We start from the raw sequence: 19439 nt of genomic DNA on the forward strand, positions 1-19439 counted from the left end.
ACTGGAGTCCAGACCAATCCCGGAAGTCCGCCGCTATAATTTTTCTATGCACCAGGCACCGAGCGAACCCGACATTTTCGATGAAGATGACGATTATGAATGGCGCGATGACCTTCTCAGTGACACGGCTCTCGCTTCCGCATCCAGGCGCTACCAGGGGCTTTTAACGATTTTCTATCGAGAAGCCCGCCCGCTCACTTATGACGAAATCTTCGCTGCCTATACCGCCACCATCGGACCGTACTTCCCGGCTCGTTCCAGCGGTGATGACTCGGCGCAGTCGCATGAAAATTACAGTGTCAAAATCCGCAACGACATCAAAATCCTCAACGAAATCCTGGGCGATATCATCGTGGAAGATAAACACAATAATGTGGGAACGGAACATCGATACCTGCTCCGACCCGATTCGTGCCGTCCCACGCTCGCTTTTGATGCTACAGAATCAGTATGGGTTCACCTGGCGTTGGGACTATTGGAAGGGGACTTTACCCAAATTGATTCTCACGTCCGTTCTGTGAGCGACATCGACCCTGACAATCCGCTCGAAGTCCAGTCTCAGGCGCTCATTTCTCGTGTGACCCAAGACATTTTTCGCGCCATCGCCGCGCACCAGTTCATCGAATTCGATTACCAGGCCCGCTACGGCGAATCCACGCATCGACAGGTGCGCCCCACAATGATGATGCTGTCACGCGGATTTTTTTATATTCGCGGTTTTGACGAAAAACGCCAAGGTTTTCGAACATTCAAGCTATCCCGCCTCAGTAATCCGGTTGTGACAGAGCGAACTTTCGATGCTACGGAACACGTGGAATCTCCGCGCAACGTTTCTCTGGAGAGTCCACTGGAACGGGTTATCTTTGTGGCAGATCCCGCAAAAGCCTCGGAAGCAGTCATGAACGCGGAACTCATTTGTGAGCATTCCGATTTCCCCTGCACAGGAGCGGAACTGGGTTTGACTGGGCTAGACTGGGTTCCTTCCGGATGGAATCTGTATCGGGCGAAACGACCGGATTTCTATACCTGGAGCCGTCTGGCCGCCGAAGCAATGACCTACCTGGTGGTGCTCGACCCCCCGAAACTTGTGACAGCGACCGTGCGGGCGGCCCAGAATCTCACTGAACTGAGCCTGACGGAGGGCGAGTACGAAACGGGGCGGCTCAAGTTTGACGATTTTACTCCGCGCAGTACCGGTGTTTCTATCGATAACCAGACGCGCGTGACGACCGAATCCCTGGCGGTGATGACGTTTATCTTTAATACGAGCACGCAAGGCAACACCTGTACGGTAGATGAACTGGCTAAACACTTCGGCCTCAAACCTCAGGACATAAAAAATATTATTTGGGATTTCTTGGACTTGGACGCGGTCGCCAGCAACGAAAAATCTGACTATGACAGTTTCCTGCCCTCGATACGCAAGGACGGGACTATTGAAGTCAACGGTTCGCGCAGTTGGGTGATGCCCCCGTCCTTTAGCGCTGACGAGGCGTTGTCCCTCCTATTGGGGTTGGAAGTCGCTGGTTATCTGGCCCCATCGTCACAAGAGGCGATTGCGACCGCTCGTCTGAAGGTCGCCTCTTGGTTGGGCCAGGCGCACGAACTGACCGCTCCGCAACTGGTGACGAACACGGTGCCGCCCTCAATCCAAAACTCTATCGAGACGTTAAACCGGGCTATCGAACGAGGTCACACAATCCTTTTCACCTACACGAACGCCAGTTGGGACACTGCGGAGCACCGCGTGGCACCCCGGTCTGTCTACACAGACCGCTACCATGTGTATCTGGTGGGGGTGAACCTTGAAAAGAACCAGTGGCACAAGTACCGTCTGGATCGCCTCGGTGACCTGCGTGTCACCGAGGAGACAATTCCCGAAAAACTTCCGCAAAAACCGAGCTACAAGTACCAGACAGTGGACCTGGAGCTGAAAAATCAGGCGAAATCCTACGTGGACACGATTCTTCACGCCCAGACGGTGGAACAATCCGCGACTACGTACCGGGTGCGTTTGAAAGTCAAAGATGCCGCCTGGCTGCAGCGGGTAATACAGATTCTCGCCCCCGATATCGAAGCCATTATTGGTGGGCCCGCACAAGAGCCGGTGGTGGCGGCTGCTCGGGAGGTTGGCGCCGCGACTTTGGTGCTCTACGCACAGGTCGACTCCGCACAGTCAGCTGAGGACAGGTAAGATTGAGCTATGAGTGTTCAGGGCATCGTGTGGCTCATCGCCGTAATTTGCGCCGTGATTATTTTTGTGGCGACTACAGTGTGGATTATTTATCGCGGGATACATCTCTATCGGACAGTTCGTGACATAGAACGGCCCGACGCCGCCGCCGCGGAGTCGGTTCGCGAACCGGCCCGAAAGCCCGCACCCACGGGAGACCCCGCAACTTTGAGCGCAGCACGGGTGTCTCACGCCGAGGTGAAGCAGGCTCGCAAAGCCAACAAGCAGCGCCGTCTGAACGCCGCGCATGACCGCTGGGCGAGCTACGATTTGGTGGCACCACGGCAGTAAACATCTGAAACTATGAGTCCCAAACGTCACCGTTACCGCGAAAGCCAGAAAGCCGCCGCGCGATTGGCGCAAACGGAAGCTACCGACGCTGCCAACCCCTCTCCTGCCCAGCGGTATCAGGCTTTCAAAGCAAACCAGCAATCCCCGGAACTCTACGAGTTCCAAGCCCTGTTCGATTTCCCCCTGGACGACTTTCAAATTGAGGCTTGCCAGGTACTCGATAAGGACCAAGATGTCCTGGTCAGCGCCCCAACTTCGGCCGGGAAAACCATCGTTGGCCTGTATGGGATTTTCTTGGCTTTGCGCCAGGGCAAACGCCTGTTTTACACGACACCGATTAAAGCCTTATCTAACCAAAAGTACCTGGAACTGGTGGAGTTATTCGGTGGCGAAAATGTCGGACTGTTGACCGGCGACACCGCGATTAATGGTGATGCCGCCATTATTGTGATGACCACAGAAGTCCTGCGGAACATGATTTATGCCGCCGCACCGCTGGCAGACCTGGGATATGTCGTTATGGACGAGGTTCACTATCTCTCCGATCATTTCCGCGGGCCGGTGTGGGAAGAAATCATTATTCACCTCGATGCAGCCGTGCGACTCATTTCTCTTTCCGCCACGATTTCCAACGCTAACGTGTTCGCTCAATGGCTTCAGACCCTGCGCGGTCCCACCACGGTCGTTTCGACCTCAGTCCGGCCGGTGCCGTTGAAACATTTTATGGTCAGCGCCTCGGGAGAGATCCTGCCCCTGTTCGCCAAAGGCGAGGTGGGCGGACATCTGAACCGGGCTCTGTTAGCACAAGCCGCCCAGCAGGTCATGCCGCGCCGCGGCCGCATGCCCCGTCGGATACGCGCGGACAGGCCCGCGGTAGCGCGCAGTCTGGAACAACAAGACCTGCTTCCGGCGATTGTGTTTATCTTTTCCCGGCAGGGCTGCAACGATGCGGCGGCGCAGGTGTTTGACGCCGGTTTACGCTTCACCACCAAACCGGAAGCTGACCAGATTCGCCTCGAGATAGAGACGAACCTGGCAGGTTTCAGCCAGGGCGACTTGAGCGCGATTGACGTTTCGAATTGGGAGGAAACCCTGGCCGCCGGTATCGCCCCGCACCACGCCGGGTTGCTGCCGATTCAAAAGCAGCTGACAGAATCTCTGTTCGCGAAAGGCCTGATTCGCCTGGTTTTTGCGACCGAAACACTGGCTCTCGGAATTAATATGCCCGCTCGTACCGTCGTCTTGGAATCACTAAACAAGTGGAACGGCCAGGAGCGCGCAAACCTGACGCCGGGGGAGTACACCCAGCTCACGGGTCGCGCCGGACGCCGCGGGATTGACTCGGTGGGGTACGCCCTGACCCTTATGGAAGTGAAGAATCCGCCACAGCTGCTGGCCAACCTGGCCAGTCAGCAAACTTACCCACTACACTCAGCTTTCGTCCCGACCTTTAACATGGCAGTAAACCTGCTGGCCCGCACTACCTTGGAGGGCGCGAAGGAAACTGTCGAAAAATCTTTTGCCCAATACGTAGCGTTGGGAAGTTCGCGCAAACTGTTTTCACAGCTGCGCCGGTTTGAAGAATTGGCCGCGGAGCAAGCAGGCGCGGCGAGCTGTGAGCGCGGGGACGTGCTGGCGCTATTGGACTTGATGAACGCCCTTTCCAAAACGGAAAAGCAGGCCAAACAGCGGCGTCACAGTGGGGAAAACACCCCCGAGAACCAGCAAGCCGACCGCCGGTCTATCGAACAGGCCCGAGCCCAGATGAAATCCCACCCGGTCTACAGCTGTCCCGACCGGGACAAACACCTGGTGAAAGCCCGTCAAGCTGCGAACAATCGGGATTCTGCCCAGATGACTCGCCAGAGGATTGAAAACCGCACCAAGTCCCTGGCTCGCCAGCTGGACCAAACCTGTCAAGTATTGCGGGAACTGGACTATGTTGATGATGATTTCCGTCTGCGTGATGCCGGAACCATGCTGCAATCGGTGTATAACGAGCGGGATTTATTGGTCGTGGAATGCTTGCGCCGCGGCGTTTTCGATGATTTGAATGTGGCGGATTTGGCGGGGGCGCTCTCCGTGTGCCTGGCGCAAAATCGCACCGGAGGTTTGTCTCGCTTGATTCCCGCCGAGGCTTCTCCCAGCCTGGCCGCGGCCTTGGAATCCATGGCACGGATTAACTTTGAAATCGCCACCCTGCAGCAAGAACATTACCTGGAGGCTTACCCGCCGTTGGAAACGGATTTGCTGCCCGGGGTCGTGGCCTGGGCGCGGGATGCCAACCTCGGGCAGTGTCTGGAACTGACCGGCATGAGCGCCGGGGACTTCGTGCGGGTCATTCGCCAGGTCATTGACCTGGCTGACCAGCTGCGCAAACTGAATCTCGATCCGGCCCTGCACACGAAATTCCGCAGCGTCATAAACCAGGTCAAACGGGGAGTGGTGACGTGGGACTTCTGATAGCTCTGCCCCTGGCTTTCTTAGGGGGAGTGGCCGGAGCCCTCGCTTTTCCGCACTGGAATCTCTGGCTGTTGCTGATTCCTTCCGTCATGATTCTGCTGGGCACTTTGCGCTGGCAGTATAGGAGCGGCAAACTTGGGCGCCGAGTTCTGTTGGTGTCCGCAGTATGGGGGCTCGGTTTTTTCGCTCCGCAGTTGACCTGGACCGGGGTTTCCGCCGGTTCGTCCTTGCCGTGGATTGCCTTAACGATTCTAGAGACGCTGTTTATCTGTTTCTTTGCACAAGTGTGGGTGCGCGGGGAACAGGCCATCCCGCGGTTTCCCCGTTTGTTTGGGCTGGCGCGGCTGGTTTGGGCGCCGCTGGCTTGGGTCGGGGTGGAACAGCTGCGTGCCCTGCTACCTTTCGGAGGTTTTCCCTGGTCAAAACTTGCTTTTGCCCTGGTTGATACCCCGCTGTTAGCGTGGGCGCCGTGGGGCGGCAGTGCGCTGGTTAGCGGGGTCTGCGTGTTCATTGCCGCAGCCGCGCTGGAATTTCTGGGCCGACACCGTGGCTTGATGCTGCGGGTTGTGTCGCTGGCCGCCCTGGTGGCTGCTATCGTTTTCCCCACCTTGGTACACCCCGCGTTGCCCGAGATTACCGGGCATGTCACGGCTGCCGCAGTCCAAGGCAATACGCCGGGCCGTGACCCGCAAACAGCATTCGGAAAACGCTATGAAGTTCTGCAAAATCACGTGGATGAGTCTCTACGTTTGCGTCACCGGACCGCTCAACACGTCGATGTGGTGTTGTGGGCAGAAAACGCGGCAGACGTGGATCCACGCACCAGCCCTCGTGCCGCCTCACTGGTGAACGAAGTCACCGCAGCCTTCCAGGCCCCACTCATTACCGGAACGTTGGGTGCCGGGGCGCGCGGACCGGGGGTCGCTAGCCTTGCCGGGAACGAAGTTGACACGACTTCCCTGCAAAACACCATCTTGGTGTGGGAAAACGGGGAGGCCCGAGACACCTATGCCAAGAAACACCTGGTTCCTTTCGGCGAGTATCTGCCCTGGCGCAAATTCTTTGCAACTGTCATTCCTACTTTTGCCGCCCTGGTTCCCACGGATCTGGTTGCCGGCGAAAGCGTGGCCCAGCTCGAGGTCTCGCTGTCCGGTCAAGACGTGCGCCTGGCCAGCCCGATTTGTTACGAGATTGCCGATGATGACCTGGTGCGCCAAGCGGTGACTGGCGCGAACTTCATCTACGTGCCGACATCGAATTCTTTCTTTGGTTCTTCCGATGAAGCTGACCAGCAACTCGCCATCGCCCGTTTTCGCGCCGCCGAACACGGTTTGGACACTATTCAAGTATCCACCATGGATTCCACCGCTCGGATTGATGCTCACGGCCAGATTGTAGGCCGGGTCATTCCGAACTTTACGGCCGGCAGTTTCGTTACGGACATTCCCCTACGCAGCGGAACTACCCCCGCCACCGTTATCGGGGGGCTGCTCGGGCTGGGATCGCTGGTATTGGTGGTTCTGGCTGCGGTTTTGCAAGTTTTATTAGCTCTGACAGAAAGTTGGAAACGTGGAAAACACTAATCTCAATGCGAAAACCGTTATCGCCATCCCGACTTATAACGAACGGGAAAACTTGGAATGGATTATCGGGGAAGTTTTGGCCCAAGCACCGGGGATCCACATCCTCATCGTGGATGATAACTCGCCTGACGGTACGGGTCAGCTGGCAGACACGTTGGCCGCGGACCGCCCGCAGCTTCACGTGTTGCACCGGGCGGGCAAGGAAGGTTTGGGACCGGCGTATTTAGCGGCGTTTGCCTGGGCGGATAGTCACGGATTTACCTGGGTCGGGGAATTCGATGCCGACGGCTCGCACCGGCCTGAGGACTTACCGCGTTTGTTGGCTCTGGCTCACGGCAGCGGTCGCCCGGACCTGGTCATCGGCTCGCGCTGGCGGCGCGGGGGAGCGACCGCGGGATGGTCAAGGTCGCGCCAACTGCTGAGTCGGGCGGGCAGCTTTTATGTCAATGCGGTACTGAGGCTGGACGTAGCCGACACGACGGCGGGTTTTCGGGTCTATCGGGTCGATTTCCTAAATCGTTTACTGCAGCGTTACGTCATTGAATCAAAAGGGTATGGTTTCCAGATCGAGATGACCTGGCGGACGCGCCGGGCGGGGGGCAAGATTGTGGAAGTGCCCATCACCTTTGTGGAGCGCCGGGCGGGAACTTCGAAAATGAGCGGCTCTATCATCAAGGAAGCGTTCCTGGAAGTCGCCAAGTGGCGGGTACGGGAACTGCGCAAACAGGCGTAGTGTTATGTCATTTTTCTAGGAGAAAAACCACGCCATAACGAAACAGTGAGAGCTTTAACGTCCGTAGTGTCGCCGGCCGGAGCGCAAAGCCTCCAAGCGCTCGTCCAACAGAATCTGGAGCTCTTCCTCGGTGCGCCGTTCAATGAGATGCTCCCAGTGGTTGCGTTGCGGTTTGGCGGTGTTTTCTTCTTGGAAGTCTTCCACGCCGTTTCGTACCGCGGTTTTGGAGCAAATTGGGCAATCCCAGGCGTCTGGCACCTCAGCGTCAATCGCGAAGGGAATATCGAAAGCGTGTCCTTCCGGGCAGGTGTAGTCCACGTTTTGGCGCTCAACAAAAACGACGCCTTCTTCGGACTCAAGAGAATTGGAACCCATACGCATCCCGCGTAGTGCGCGATCAGCCACGATTAGTGCCTCCTTGTTTGCTTAGCGGTTTATTCTAACCGATTTAGGGGAATTTTGCTCAAGAGCGGTGCCGCAGCGTTGGTAGTGCTCTCTCGCCAGGTCACTCCAATCCGATAATATATATTATGTCATTCTGCGTTTGTCTGGTACATTGCGTTCAATCCCCTCGAGCACGTGTGCAAAAATGTCCCGGTCGGAACGCATCTCCCTAACCTCCGACCGGGACGCTGTCATGCCAAAGTTTTGGCACCGCGCTGGTGAGCGCGAATAAACCTGTTAGCTGACTTGGCGGCGGCGTGCGCGACGCTCTGCCAGTTCATCGTGAACTACCAAGTTGTCGTCATTGATGTTCTCTACGGGCAGCTGCGCCAGCTCACCCTCAATTTCGTGCCAGACGCGTCCCACCGCGATGCCGAACACGCCCTGGCCGCCCTGCACCAAGTCGATGACTTCGTCTTGTGAAGTACAGGCATAAACCGAAGCACCGTCACTCATGAGGGTAATCCCCGCCAGGTCCTCTACCCCCATCTTGGACAAGGTTGCTACAGCCACGCGAATCTGTTGCAGCGAAACGCCGGTATCCAGCAGGCGCTTCACGACCTTTAGTAACAGGCAGTCCCGGAAAGAATAGAGACGCTGCGAGCCCGAACCGCGGGCGTTGCGCACGGACGGTTCTACTAAACCGGTGCGTGCCCAGTAGTCGAGTTGGCGATAAGTGATTCCGGCTGCCTTGCAGGCAGTCGGTCCGCGAAAACCGGTTTCTTCGTCGATGACCGGCAGGGTTTCACCAAACAGCATCCCCTGCTTAATTTGCGGTACTCCAGACTTGCTTGGCTTTTCCAAGGCAACCTCCGTTCAAGTGTGTTTCTATTTTAGATTATGCACCATAGAAACGTGGTCTAATGCGCGGCGCGCCCAAACCTTGCACTTAAAGTTTAAGTGCAAGGTAGGCGGGGAGAAAAACAGTTCCCTCCCCTGTGGCAATGGCCTACAGTTCCTCGACTCCGACAGCCAGCAAAGCCTCGGCTAAAGCCTGCAATTGCGCCGAAAGTTCTACCGCTCGCATCTGGGCACGATCCTTGGCGGCAGCGTTGTTCTTTTGCCGTTCCGGAGCCACCACCCGGTCAATCAAATCCAAAATTGCGTTGACAGCCGAGTAAACGGAGCGTAAATTCCGCGGCTCGATACCCTGTTTCTCCAAGACTTCCAAGGCCTGTACCACCGCTACCGCACCGGAAGAGAACCGCGAGGAAAAATCCGGGGTAATCAGCTTGGCATTGACCGCCTTTTCTAACAGCTCCTCAGAAGCACCGGTATAAACCAGTAGATCTCGCAACGAGATGCGGGAATGGTTCGGCAGACGCACCTGGCCCTCCGAAGCCACGACCCGCATGACCGGCTGCACCGGTAGAGGCTCCTCCCCCAAATCCAAGAGCCGCAAATTTTCGCCAATCTGATTCAGCGGCAAGTAACTGTCACGCTGAGCTTTCAGGGCGTAGCGAATGCGCTCTAAATCGGCCAGGGAATAACCGCGATAACCGTTGGACATCCGGGCCGGGCAAACAATCCCGTGCTTCTCAAAATTGCGCAGTTTAGCCTGAGATACCGAAGGAAATTCCTTCACGATAATCTCGTGTACTCGTCCAATGGACATAGTCGGCTCATGGCTTACCTCTGGAGGCCACGAACCGTCAACGTCATTGACTTTTCGGGCTGCCTGATTCATTGCTTAAAATTCACCGCCGGGTAGTAAGCCAATCGAAACTTGCCAATCTGGACTTCCTCCCCCGGTGTCAGCAGGTGAGACTCCACTCTTTCCCGGTCAATATAGGTACCGTTGAGTGAACCGACATCGCGAACCAGGTAACCATTTTCTTGACGGATAAACTCGCAATGCCGGCGAGAAACCGTCACATCATCGAGGAAAATATCTGACTTGGGATGCCGGCCAGCGGTAATGCGGTCCGTATCGAGCAGGAAACGCGCCCCCGCGGAAGGGCCACGCTGCACGATGAGCAGTGCCGAACCTGCAGGCAGAGCAGCTACGGCCTCCTCGTCAGCGGAGGACAAAACTCGCTTACCCAGTTCTGGTTCCGTTTCAGTAATACTGCCTATAGCTCCAAAAACTGCAGTTTCAGTAGGATCCGGTCCTGGATTCGTTTCCGACACTTCGTCCTCCTTTAAAAATCTTGGTATCTCTACTTTAGTAGAAGCGCCGAAAAAAAGTTAACCAATTTGTTACCTTCCGGTCTGTCACAAGCTCGAAGAGTATCCTAGGCCCTAAAATGGCATTTGCATGTAAGTATTCAGATAGAAACCAGGTCAAAAGGGGCAATACAGTGGCGGACGCAGCCTACCTTGAATGGGCGCTTTCTCTGACTGATAAGCAGGTCGGAGTCACTCCCCTGGCGTCTCCTGCCGCCGCCCTCATTTTCCCTTTTTCCGATGATTCTCTGAACACGACCTATCGCCAGCTGCGTGCTGGTGACACTTTCCAGCTTTCAGCCACTTCTGGGGATGCGGATGCCCAGCTCACCACCGCTGAACACTGGCACTGGCTTCTGGCAAACCGTAGTGACGGACTGGAACTGCAGCTCGCTCTCGGTTTTTTGGTTTCGAACCGCGGCGATCTTCGCTTTCCGGTATTTCAAGGCCGGCTGAATCCCGAGCCCGACCGTCCCCTGGGATACTTACAGCTAGAAAAGGACGAAAAGCTGAATCTCAACAGCACGTTGGTACGTTTGTTGCAGCAAAAGTTTCAATTCCCTTCCCGCTGGGTTAGTGCGGGACGAAGCGCCCGCGGTCTGGACCTCGATGCCATTCTGGAGGCTTTACAGGAAGCTCTAAGAGACAGTCCCCTCCAGGACAAAATGCACCTGGAACGCCAAGCTGCCGTGGGGCTGGCACATTGCGACTGGTCCATAGTGGCGGCCGACCTGAAAGCTCACCTTGAGGATTACCGCAGCTCCGCCCTGGTGCAGCGTTATGCCGCTAATAGCGCTCCCACTCAACTTTCCGAAGACAGCGACACCACTACCCTATCCGGAGATATTTTTGCCCCCCTGAAGGCCGACCGCAAACAGTTGCTGGTACCGAAATTCTTTGGTCAAGGCCACAGTCTCATCCTTTCTGGCGCTCCCGCGACAGGAAAAACCGATGCCGTCGTGAACGCCCTGGCACAGTCCCTTGTGCAAGAACACTCCGTACTGGTAGTGGGCAGCCGAACCAGTCTGAAAAATCTGCGGAATCGGGTTCGTAAAGCCGGGTTTGAACACGTGTTCCTCACCCTTGACCCTCAAGTTGAAAAACGCGATGAACGCAGTCGGGCACTGCTTCGGGCGGCTTGGGATCGACCGGTCAACGCTGATGCGGGATACCTTGATTCCTGCCGGGCTTCCCTGAAAACCCTGTCCCAAGATTTAGATTTGTACCTGAACCAGGTTCACGAGGTCGGCCCCAACCACGTCTCGGCATGGCAGGCCTATACCGCGCAAATCATGACTGCCGCTGAGCTGGAGCCTGAGGAACGAGTCTTGGCAGGCCGGTTGGCAGCGGCTCCGAATTTCCCCTACCTGTCCAACGACCGGTCTGCGGCCGCAAAACTTGGTAAGGAACTAGCAAATCTCGATGCCAACTCGGTTAACGGTCTCGGCGCTAATCCCTGGTCCCTCGTAGGTGAAGACGCGCGCAACGTAGACCGCACCGAACTGAAATTGGCTTTGAAAGCCTTGGAAGAAGCCATTACCCAAGCCCACCCGGCCGTGTTGGAAATCATGTCAGCCACTTCCGAGCTAGCAGCCTGGCCGATTTTTGCCCGGTGGCTGGATTTGTTAGAGATTGGATACGGTAGAGCTCCGGTGGTACTGACCGAGCCGGAACGCCGTGCGGTAACTTCCGGCATTGAGACTTTGCAACAGTCCTTGCAGGACTTGTGGGACGAGGCCACTCCCCTGCTAGACATTGCCGGCCCTGCCTATCATTCCGGCAAAGACCTGGACTTATTGATGGATGCACGTCACGCGGAAGCCTCTGGAGGGTTTACCCGTAACAGTAGGCGCAAAGCCGTTTTGGCGCAGCTGCAGCCCTACCTGACGGGACCGGTCACCCCCAATAAGGTGGCAGACTTGCTGGAGGACCTCAACGCCCTGCGAATGCGCGCCGAAGCCCTGGCATTGCGGATTGGCGCCAACCCCGTGCTGGGATTGAAAGATTTTGACGCTTTGGCTCCAGACGCCCGCGAAAAATTCTCAAATCACGCCGATACGGTGCTCAGCGCGATTGAGCTGAGTCACTATCTGCCGAACCGCCGCTCAGATTTGGAATCTTTAATGCCTCTGGCTCGCCAAGGCGGCCATTTAGGTCAGCAGGTGAGGGCCATTTCCCAGGCTTTTGCTGATGTTTTGCAGTCCTTGCAGGTGGCTACCTCGGATTTAGAAACCTGGTCACAAGGCCTGCCGCCCCTGGGTCGTTACCTGCAGGTACGTAAGGTTTGGGCAACGTCACTCAGCTCTGAGGACTCGACACTTGACGATATTTTGGCTTTCCGGGCGCTGACCCCCAAGCTGAGTGCCTTGGGTTTGGATGACCTCGTCACCTGGGTGTCTGAGGGGACGCTCAGCGGAATGGCCATTCAAGGAGTACTCGAGCACGCCCTGTCCGTAGCTGCGGTACGTGAACGCCAGCGGGCTTTGGCGCAACAGGGTTTTGATCCGGTGACCCACGCGGCCCAAGTGGAACGCCTGTCATTGAACTGCACGGAAACTCGCCGCGAAATTATCAATGAAGTCATTTCCGCGGCTGGCGAGTTCGCCCAGCGAGCCGATAAAGAGACCTTGCGCCGTTTTGGGGCACGCTTGCGTGCTGAGGACTTTTCCATCCGTCAAGCTCTACGTGAAGATTTAGAAGGTGTACTCACTCGTACCCCGATTGTGGGCTTGACTCCCCTTGAGGTCATTACCCATTTGCCGGATTTTGTCGATGAAACCCCCCGGTTTGACGCGGTAATCATTCTTGACGCCACCGAACTGCCTTCCGGGGCCGTGGTGAAAGCCCTGGCCGGTGCCGCCCAAGCCATGTTTGTCGCTGTCCTGCCCGCGACCACCAGTTTCGCAAAAGGTCGGGCGCGCAATGCTTATGAATTTGCGAAGGCTGCCGGTTTTCCTGAGTACGAACTTACCACCCGCTACGGTCGAGATTTGACCCCCACTCCCGGCCGCCTGGCGCAACTGCTGATACCTGACAAGTTAGAAACATGGCCGGTAGCACAGGCCCAGTCGCAACCGGTTTCAATCATGGAGTTTCCCCCGGCACTTCACCCCGTGCCCCTACACCTCGCCAACGAGAATCCCGGCTGGAGGGGTTTGGGTGCCGACTACGTGTGGTTTGAAAAGGCCGGCAATTTGTTGATGAATCTGTGCCTGAAAAACCGCGGTAAATCCGTCACGGCGCTGACCTGGACTTCCGAGCTAGCGGCGGGTATCCGCTGGTATCTCAATGAAGCGAATCGGCAGGGCGACATAAACTTGATGAATCTTCGAGTCACTCACTTGGGTGCAGTCGGCGCCGCATTTCCCCATGCGGCTACGAGCGTATCGGAACTCGGCGGAGGTTATGGCGATGGTGAAGGTGGCGCTCCCTGTGATTTATTGGTGTGTTTCCTCGGCTCCACCCCCCAGCCAGAAACTTCAAAATCAGCTCTCACACGTGACCCGTCCCTGACCTGGACCCGAATCTTGTTAGAGACTAATCGTCAGGTGCTGTTCGTAGTTAACCGTGACCTCGACCAATCCGCACTGCCCGATTTCTTGCAAGACATTTTGAACGCCCCTGGCATAGCCCGGGATACGGCTCCCGTTTCCGCGGTGCGAGACTACCTCGCCCGGCTGCTAAGCCATGCGGGGCTGGAAGTTCGCACCAATTTGGGGCCGGCTCCGTTACGCCTAGACCTAGCGGTTCGCGGAGACAGGGGTGCGCCTTGGCTGGGCCTGATTCTGGACAGCCCCGAGCAGAGACAGGTGCGTTCTGCGTGGGATCGTGAAGTCGGCGTGCCCCAGTACCTCCTGGAAAACTGCGGTTTCGGCGCTATCGAACGTGTTTATTTAACTCAGCTGATGGACAACACGGATGAAGTGACCCGACGTCTCGTTTCCATAGCCTTGGACCTGGCTTTTCCAGGAGACGTTACCGATGGTTCGGTGGCTAGTGACGACCGCTACACTTCTCCCTCACGCATCGCGGCCGCTCAAAATAACCGCGGTGACGAACCTTGGGAAGTTCCCGATGAAACTGAATGGAACCTACCTCAACCCCTGCGTGAAGCCGCATCTCGTCTCCAGACCGAGGACACCTCCGTGGCTTCTGCTCAAACGGTATCCCCGGAGGAAACCGCAGTTGTGCCGCGAGAACCCCAGCCGCAGCCTCCCACGCTAACCCCGGTCGAACCGCCCTCTGCCCGTATTGAGGACCTTCCCCCGGCAGGGCAACGCAAAACCCACTCTGTGCTACCTGTCATTGCCGACATGCCGGCCGACGCTTTTACGCATCTGGACCGTGAGGAGCTCACCTCGGCCCCTGATGCCCCCACTCTCGGCGACCAACTCGGGGACCAAGAAACCGACGTTTTCATCGAACTGGCTCAAAATCCTGCTGCCAATACAGAACTCGGCAAGATTTCTAAGCCCGGTCTGGGTGCGTTTGCCCCCCTATTCGTGCCCGAAGAATCCGCCGAAGATATCGATAAACCGGCTGCCGACCCGGTTCCGGCGACACCCCTGATGAAGCCGATACCAGAACCTTCCGAACCGATAGTTACCGAGCCTGTCATCCCCAATTTTACCGCCCAAATTCCTGCTGATACCGTTACGGCAACGGTTCCGCAACCTTTCGTACCTCGCGGTAAACCCCTACAGAACCAGGGTTCCAAGGAAGTCCTCGATGATTTGCAGGACCCTGCCAATGCTGCTGCCGTGGCGGACGCGTTGGCACAAGTGCTCTATACGGAAGGGCCTATTGGGGAGGCTCGGCTGGCTAAACTCGTCGCCGATGCGTTTGGAATGCAACGTTTGCACCCGAAACGTCGTCAAAAGATTTTAGAGTTGCTCGATCCTGAAGTTCACCAAGACGTCACTAAATTCGGTACGTTTATCTGGCCCGCCGGCACCTCTGCGCAGAACTTCACCGTGTTCCGGACCGGATCGATTTATGGCCAACGCGCTTTGGTGGACATCTGTGATGAAGAGTTCAATAACGCTTTGACCTGGGTTATTGACACACAGCACCCCCTGGAGGAGGAAACCTCTGAAGCAGTCGCACGCGTCTTGGATTTAACTCCGGCTCGCACCGATATTCGTCAGCGAATGCAAGCCGGACTGAAATCTTTGGAACAGGCGGGTCGTCTGCGGCGCCGGGCGGGTCATCTGTGTCTACAATAATTTTTCAAATGTTGAAACGTCCCTGCCACTCAGGGTTTAATGGCGGTAAGTGATTGGAGTTCACAGATGTCAAAACAGAAAAAAGGTTCCTCTAAGCAAAATCTGACGGTGTCCAGGCCCGGTAATCGCTCTGGCACCGTTCTGGCTATTGTATTGGTTGCCATTGTGCTGGCCTTGGTTATCGTGTTTGTTAAGATTGCGACCACGAAACACGAGCTCGCGGCCCAGCCTGCAGATACCATCGCCGGGACGAAAACGATGATTGACTTCGCCGAACCCCAAACCTACGAAACCGGGCGGGGCATTTGGCTCAAAGCTGGCAAAGTTTTGACGAATGAAGAAATCACCGCCGAGGCGAAGAAGGGTACCAAGGTCCTGGAACTGTACTACGACTACTTGTGCAATATCTGCAATGACGTTGAAGCCCAACTCAATGATGGCCAACAGCTCAATGACTTGGTTGAGGGTGGTCAGGCTATTGTGGTGCTGCGGCCGACCCTGACCCACGCCCAGCAGTTAAAGTTCCCCAACATTGCTTTTTCCGCCAATAACCTCATGTACTGGACAGCGGACAATCAGCCTGACAAGCTGTGGGAACTCAGCAAAGATTTGACCGGGTTCGCGATGAACAACTACAAGTCGGCTGATTACGAAAAGAACCAGAATAATACCGAGTGGGCGCAGACTATCCGCGAACCTGATGCCGAGCTGGCTAAAATCGCGGCCGCACACGGCATCGATTACAAGTCTGTTCCTCCGGCCACCCCGGAGTCTGGCTTGCAGGCAATTAATATTCTGGCCGAACAGCGGGTCAAGAGCCTCGGACGTGACAGTGCTGGAACCCCCTTGTACATCGCCAACGGTCGAGTCGTGGACTTGACCGGTCTGGGGTCGGATGACAAGTTGCTAGAAAAAGCGACCCTCTAAAGTTTCCCTCAGAATGCTGAGTCGGTTTCGGCACTCATCATGTGTCCTCGGTCTGCGTAATCGTCCGGGTAGGCCTATACGCATTCAGCTAGCGGGACAGCGGGTCATTCCTGGGGTCGGAAACTTAGGGCCACGGAATTCATGCAAAACCGGTTGCCGGTCGGAGTTTGCGGTGCGTCCGGGAACACGTGTCCCAGGTGGGAGCCGCAGTTGGCGCAGCGAACTTCGGTGCGAATCATGCCGTGAGATGTATCGGTGACTTCGCGTACCGCACCCGGCTTCGCCTCGAAAAAACTCGGCCATCCGCATCCAGAGTCAAACTTCGTATTGGCATCGAACAGCGGCTCCCCGCACGCTCCGCAACTGTAGAGGCCGGAACGTGTCTCATGGAGTAGTTCCCCGGTGCCTGGTCGCTCCGTAGCGGCTTGCCGTAATACTGCATAAGCACGTGGGCTCAGTCGAGTTTTCCATTCCGCATCGCTGACATCTACAGTCATTTTTTGCCTTTCGGTTTCAGGATTTTTGCCAGGTATTGCCCGGTAAATGAACCGGATACCTGCGCCACGGCCTCGGGGGCACCTTCCGCGACCACTGTACCACCACCCTTACCGCCTTCCGGGCCGAGGTCGATAACCCAGTCTGCGCACTTGATGACATCGAGGTTGTGTTCGATGACCACCACAGTGTTGCCTTTCTCGACCAGTCCCTGCAGGATGGCCATGAGTTTGCGGATGTCGTCGACGTGCAGACCGGTGGTCGGTTCATCGAGTACATAGATAGCGCGTCCGTTTGTGCGCTTATGCAGCTCGCTGGCCAGCTTGACTCGCTGGGCTTCCCCACCGGACAGCGTGGTTGCACTCTGGCCGAGCTTTACATATCCCAAGCCGACCGCGGTCAAAGTGTCCAGGTAGCGAGACACGCCAGGGATGGAGGAAAAGAACTGCGCGGCCTGAGAGATTGGCATATCTAAAACATCGCGCACATTTTTTCCGTGGTAGTACACTTCCAGAGTTTCCCGGTTATAGCGCGCCCCGCCGCAAACCTCACAGGGCACATAGACATCGGGCAGGAAGTTCATCTCGATTTTCAGGGTGCCATCGCCACGGCAGGCTTCGCAGCGTCCGCCTTTGACGTTAAAGGAAAACCGTCCCGGTCCATACCCGCGAATCCGCGCTTCTTCGGTCTGGGCAAACAATTTCCGAATCGCATCCCAAACGCCGGTATAAGTCGCTGGATTCGAGCGCGGGGTGCGGCCGATGGGCGATTGGTCCACGTGAATAACTTTGTCCAAATGAGCGGTTCCCTCGATCAGTTTGTGACGTCCCGGAACCACGTGGGCTCGGTTCAGATCTCGGGCTAATGCCTGATACAAAATAGAGTTAACCAGGGTGGATTTTCCAGACCCTGAAACCCCGGTAACTGCGATGAGGCAGCCCAGGGGGAATGACACGTCTATGTTTTGCAGGTTGTTTTCTCGCGCCCCCCGCACCGTCAGAATCCGCTGTGGGTCAGGTTTGCGGCGTTGACGTGGGACTTCAATAGATTTTCGTCCGGCCAAATAGTCCGCGGTCAGCGAGGACTGGTTTTTCAGTAATTCCTTCACCGTCCCGGAATGGACGATTTGTCCCCCGGATTCACCCGCTCCGGGACCGATGTCCACCACCCAGTCAGCCGACCGGATAGTGTCCTCATCGTGCTCGACCACGATGAGGGTGTTGCCCAAGTCGCGCAAACCTTTCAAGGTATCGATGAGGCGTTGATTATCGCGCTGGTGCAGACCGATGGAAGGCTCATCTAGCACATAGAGCACGCCTACCAGTCCAGATCCAATCTGGGTAGCTAAGCGAATGCGCTGCGCCTCGCCCCCGGAGAGAGTATTCGCCGCTCGCGATAGCGTCAGGTAGTTCAACCCCACGTCAATGAGGAAAGACAACCGAGCCCGGACCTCTTGTAAAATCGGTTCGGCAATTTTAGCTTTCATACCAGATAAAGGAATATCTCTTAAATAGGATTGAACTTCGTCGATGGCCAAATCGGTCAGTTCAGAGATATTAAGCTCCCCGATACGAACCGCTAAAACTTCCGGCTTCAAGCGCCGCCCCTGACAAGTTGGACAGGGCACTTCCCGCATATAGCCTTCATACTTCGCTTTGGAAAAATCAGAGTCGGTTTCATCGTAGCGACGCTGGATATAGTTCGCTGCGCCCTCGAAACCGGTCGTGTAGACCCGTTCGCGACCCCAGCGGTTGCGATACTTCACCCGTACCTTATAGTTCTTGCCCCACATCAGGTATTCACGCACCTGCTCGGACAGATCCTGCCAGGGAGTGTCGAGGTCAAATCCCACCTCGTCGCCCAGCCCTTTTAAGATGCGTTCCATGGTGTCTTTGGAACTGGTCCAAGGGCTGACGGCACCTTCACGCAGGGTCAATTCAGGATTTGGCACCACGAGCTCGGGGTCAATGACCAAACGGGAGCCAATCCCGGAACAATCGGGACAGGCCCCGTAAGGCGCGTTAAAGGAAAACGTGCGCGGTTCGATTTCTTCCAAAGCCAGCGGATGATTATTCGGGCAAGCTCGTTTTTCCGAAAAGCGACGGCTACGTTCGGGATCCTCGGGGTCGCGGTCAACGAAATCAACCACCACCAGACCTTCTGCTAGGCCCAAGGCAGTCTCGATAGAATCCGCCACGCGAGAACGCGAACCTTCCCGGATGACCACCCGGTCAACAGACACCGAAATATCGTGTTTTAGCTGTTTTTCGAGAATCGGGGGTTCTTCCAGACGATGATTCTCGCCGTCCACCCGCATCCGGGTAAAACCCTTGGCAGCCAGTTGCGCAAACAGTTCCGAGTACTCGCCTTTACGTCCGCGAACCACCGGAGCCAAAACCTCTAGTCGTGTCCCCTCCCCCAAAGTGAACAGCCAGTTCACAATCTGTTCCGCGGACTGTGCCGTAATTTCCTCGCCGCACACGGGACAGTATTGGGTGCCGGCTCGCGCAAACAGCAAGCGCAAATAGTCGTAAATCTCGGTGATGGTACCCACCGTAGAACGCGGATTGTGAGAGGTCGACTTTTGGTCAATCGACACCGCGGGAGACAACCCCTCGATGAAGTCGACCACGGGTTTGTCCATCCGCCCCAAGAACTGCCGGGCGTAGGAGGACAGGGATTCCACGTAACGGCGCTGCCCTTCGGCAAAAATCGTGTCAAAAGCCAGCGATGACTTACCCGAGCCGGACAACCCGGTGAACACCACCAAGGCATTTCGAGGGATTTCAACGTTGACGGCCTTGAGGTTATGTTCACGCGCTCCGTGGACTTTCAAAGTTTCATGCACCTGTTCAGTTTAATGCCCCCGGGAGTTTCTG

The 19439-nt window shown here is 56.4% G+C and carries 13 protein-coding genes; 7 read left to right on the forward strand and 6 right to left on the reverse strand.

Annotated elements, in window-relative coordinates:
* The first annotated feature begins 46 nt into the window (after window positions 1–46).
* Genes AC5LBQ_RS01700 through AC5LBQ_RS01720 form a run of 5 tightly spaced genes read left to right on the forward strand, consistent with a single transcriptional unit; the run spans window position 47 to window position 7303 of the window.
* Window positions 47–2194, forward strand: coding sequence for a WYL domain-containing protein (locus tag AC5LBQ_RS01700; protein ID WP_493264445.1), 2148 nt, complete (start codon window positions 47–49; stop codon window positions 2192–2194).
* A 9-nt stretch (window positions 2195–2203) separates the two neighbouring features.
* Entirely contained in the window at window positions 2204–2524 is a 321-nt protein-coding gene (locus tag AC5LBQ_RS01705; protein WP_493264446.1) for a histidine kinase, read from the forward strand.
* Between the two features lie 12 nt (window positions 2525–2536).
* On the forward strand, window positions 2537–4987 hold the full coding sequence (locus AC5LBQ_RS01710; protein ID WP_493264447.1) for a DEAD/DEAH box helicase: 2451 nt from the start codon (window positions 2537–2539) through the stop codon (window positions 4985–4987).
* On the forward strand, window positions 4975–6570 hold the full coding sequence (gene lnt / locus AC5LBQ_RS01715) for an apolipoprotein N-acyltransferase (RefSeq protein WP_493264448.1): 1596 nt from the start codon (window positions 4975–4977) through the stop codon (window positions 6568–6570). Before AC5LBQ_RS01710 ends, lnt begins: the two co-directional genes overlap by 13 nt.
* A complete protein-coding gene (locus AC5LBQ_RS01720) occupies window positions 6557–7303 on the forward strand; it encodes a polyprenol monophosphomannose synthase (protein ID WP_307741577.1) in 747 nt (248 codons plus the stop codon). The genes lnt and AC5LBQ_RS01720 overlap by 14 nt, the downstream gene beginning before the upstream one ends.
* A 54-nt stretch (window positions 7304–7357) precedes the next feature.
* Here AC5LBQ_RS01720 and AC5LBQ_RS01725 read toward each other — a convergent pair whose 3' ends face one another.
* The 4 genes from AC5LBQ_RS01725 to AC5LBQ_RS01740 form a co-directional block, all read right to left on the reverse strand.
* Window positions 7358–7708: an RNA polymerase-binding protein RbpA gene (locus AC5LBQ_RS01725; protein ID WP_282921579.1), complete on the reverse strand. Its 351-nt coding sequence runs from the start codon at window positions 7706–7708 to the stop codon at window positions 7358–7360.
* A 276-nt stretch (window positions 7709–7984) separates the two neighbouring features.
* Complete coding sequence (locus AC5LBQ_RS01730; protein ID WP_050748356.1) at window positions 7985–8506, reverse strand: MerR family transcriptional regulator; 522 nt, start codon at window positions 8504–8506, stop codon at window positions 7985–7987.
* Window positions 8507–8696: 190 nt separating this feature from the next.
* Window positions 8697–9434 (reverse strand): transcriptional regulator FtsR, encoded by a 738-nt coding sequence (ftsR, locus tag AC5LBQ_RS01735; RefSeq protein ID WP_295026723.1) that lies wholly within the window; start codon window positions 9432–9434, stop codon window positions 8697–8699.
* Window positions 9431–9877 carry an FHA domain-containing protein gene (locus AC5LBQ_RS01740; protein ID WP_282921577.1) on the reverse strand — a complete coding sequence of 149 codons (447 nt, stop codon included), beginning with the start codon at window positions 9875–9877 and terminating at the stop codon, window positions 9431–9433. Before AC5LBQ_RS01740 ends, ftsR begins: the two co-directional genes overlap by 4 nt.
* Window positions 9878–10047: 170 nt before the next feature.
* On the opposite strand from AC5LBQ_RS01740, the gene AC5LBQ_RS01745 reads away from it, so the two are divergent.
* Together AC5LBQ_RS01745 and AC5LBQ_RS01750 are read left to right on the forward strand one after the other, a co-directional pair.
* Window positions 10048–15138, forward strand: coding sequence for a DUF3320 domain-containing protein (locus AC5LBQ_RS01745; protein WP_493264449.1), 5091 nt, complete (start codon window positions 10048–10050; stop codon window positions 15136–15138).
* A 66-nt stretch (window positions 15139–15204) separates the two neighbouring features.
* On the forward strand, window positions 15205–16065 hold the full coding sequence (locus AC5LBQ_RS01750; protein ID WP_493264450.1) for a hypothetical protein: 861 nt from the start codon (window positions 15205–15207) through the stop codon (window positions 16063–16065).
* 104 nt (window positions 16066–16169) lie between these two features.
* On the opposite strand, the gene msrB is transcribed toward AC5LBQ_RS01750, so the two are convergent.
* Both msrB and uvrA read right to left on the reverse strand, forming a co-directional pair.
* The gene (msrB, locus tag AC5LBQ_RS01755) at window positions 16170–16562 is read right to left on the reverse strand and encodes a peptide-methionine (R)-S-oxide reductase MsrB (RefSeq protein WP_307741574.1); all 393 of its coding nucleotides are present in this window, start codon (window positions 16560–16562) and stop codon (window positions 16170–16172) included.
* Complete coding sequence (gene uvrA / locus AC5LBQ_RS01760; RefSeq protein ID WP_493264451.1) at window positions 16559–19408, reverse strand: excinuclease ABC subunit UvrA; 2850 nt, start codon at window positions 19406–19408, stop codon at window positions 16559–16561. Before uvrA ends, msrB begins: the two co-directional genes overlap by 4 nt.
* Window positions 19409–19439: the final 31 nt, after the last annotated feature.

The organism is Mobiluncus sp. (genome assembly GCF_985070215.1).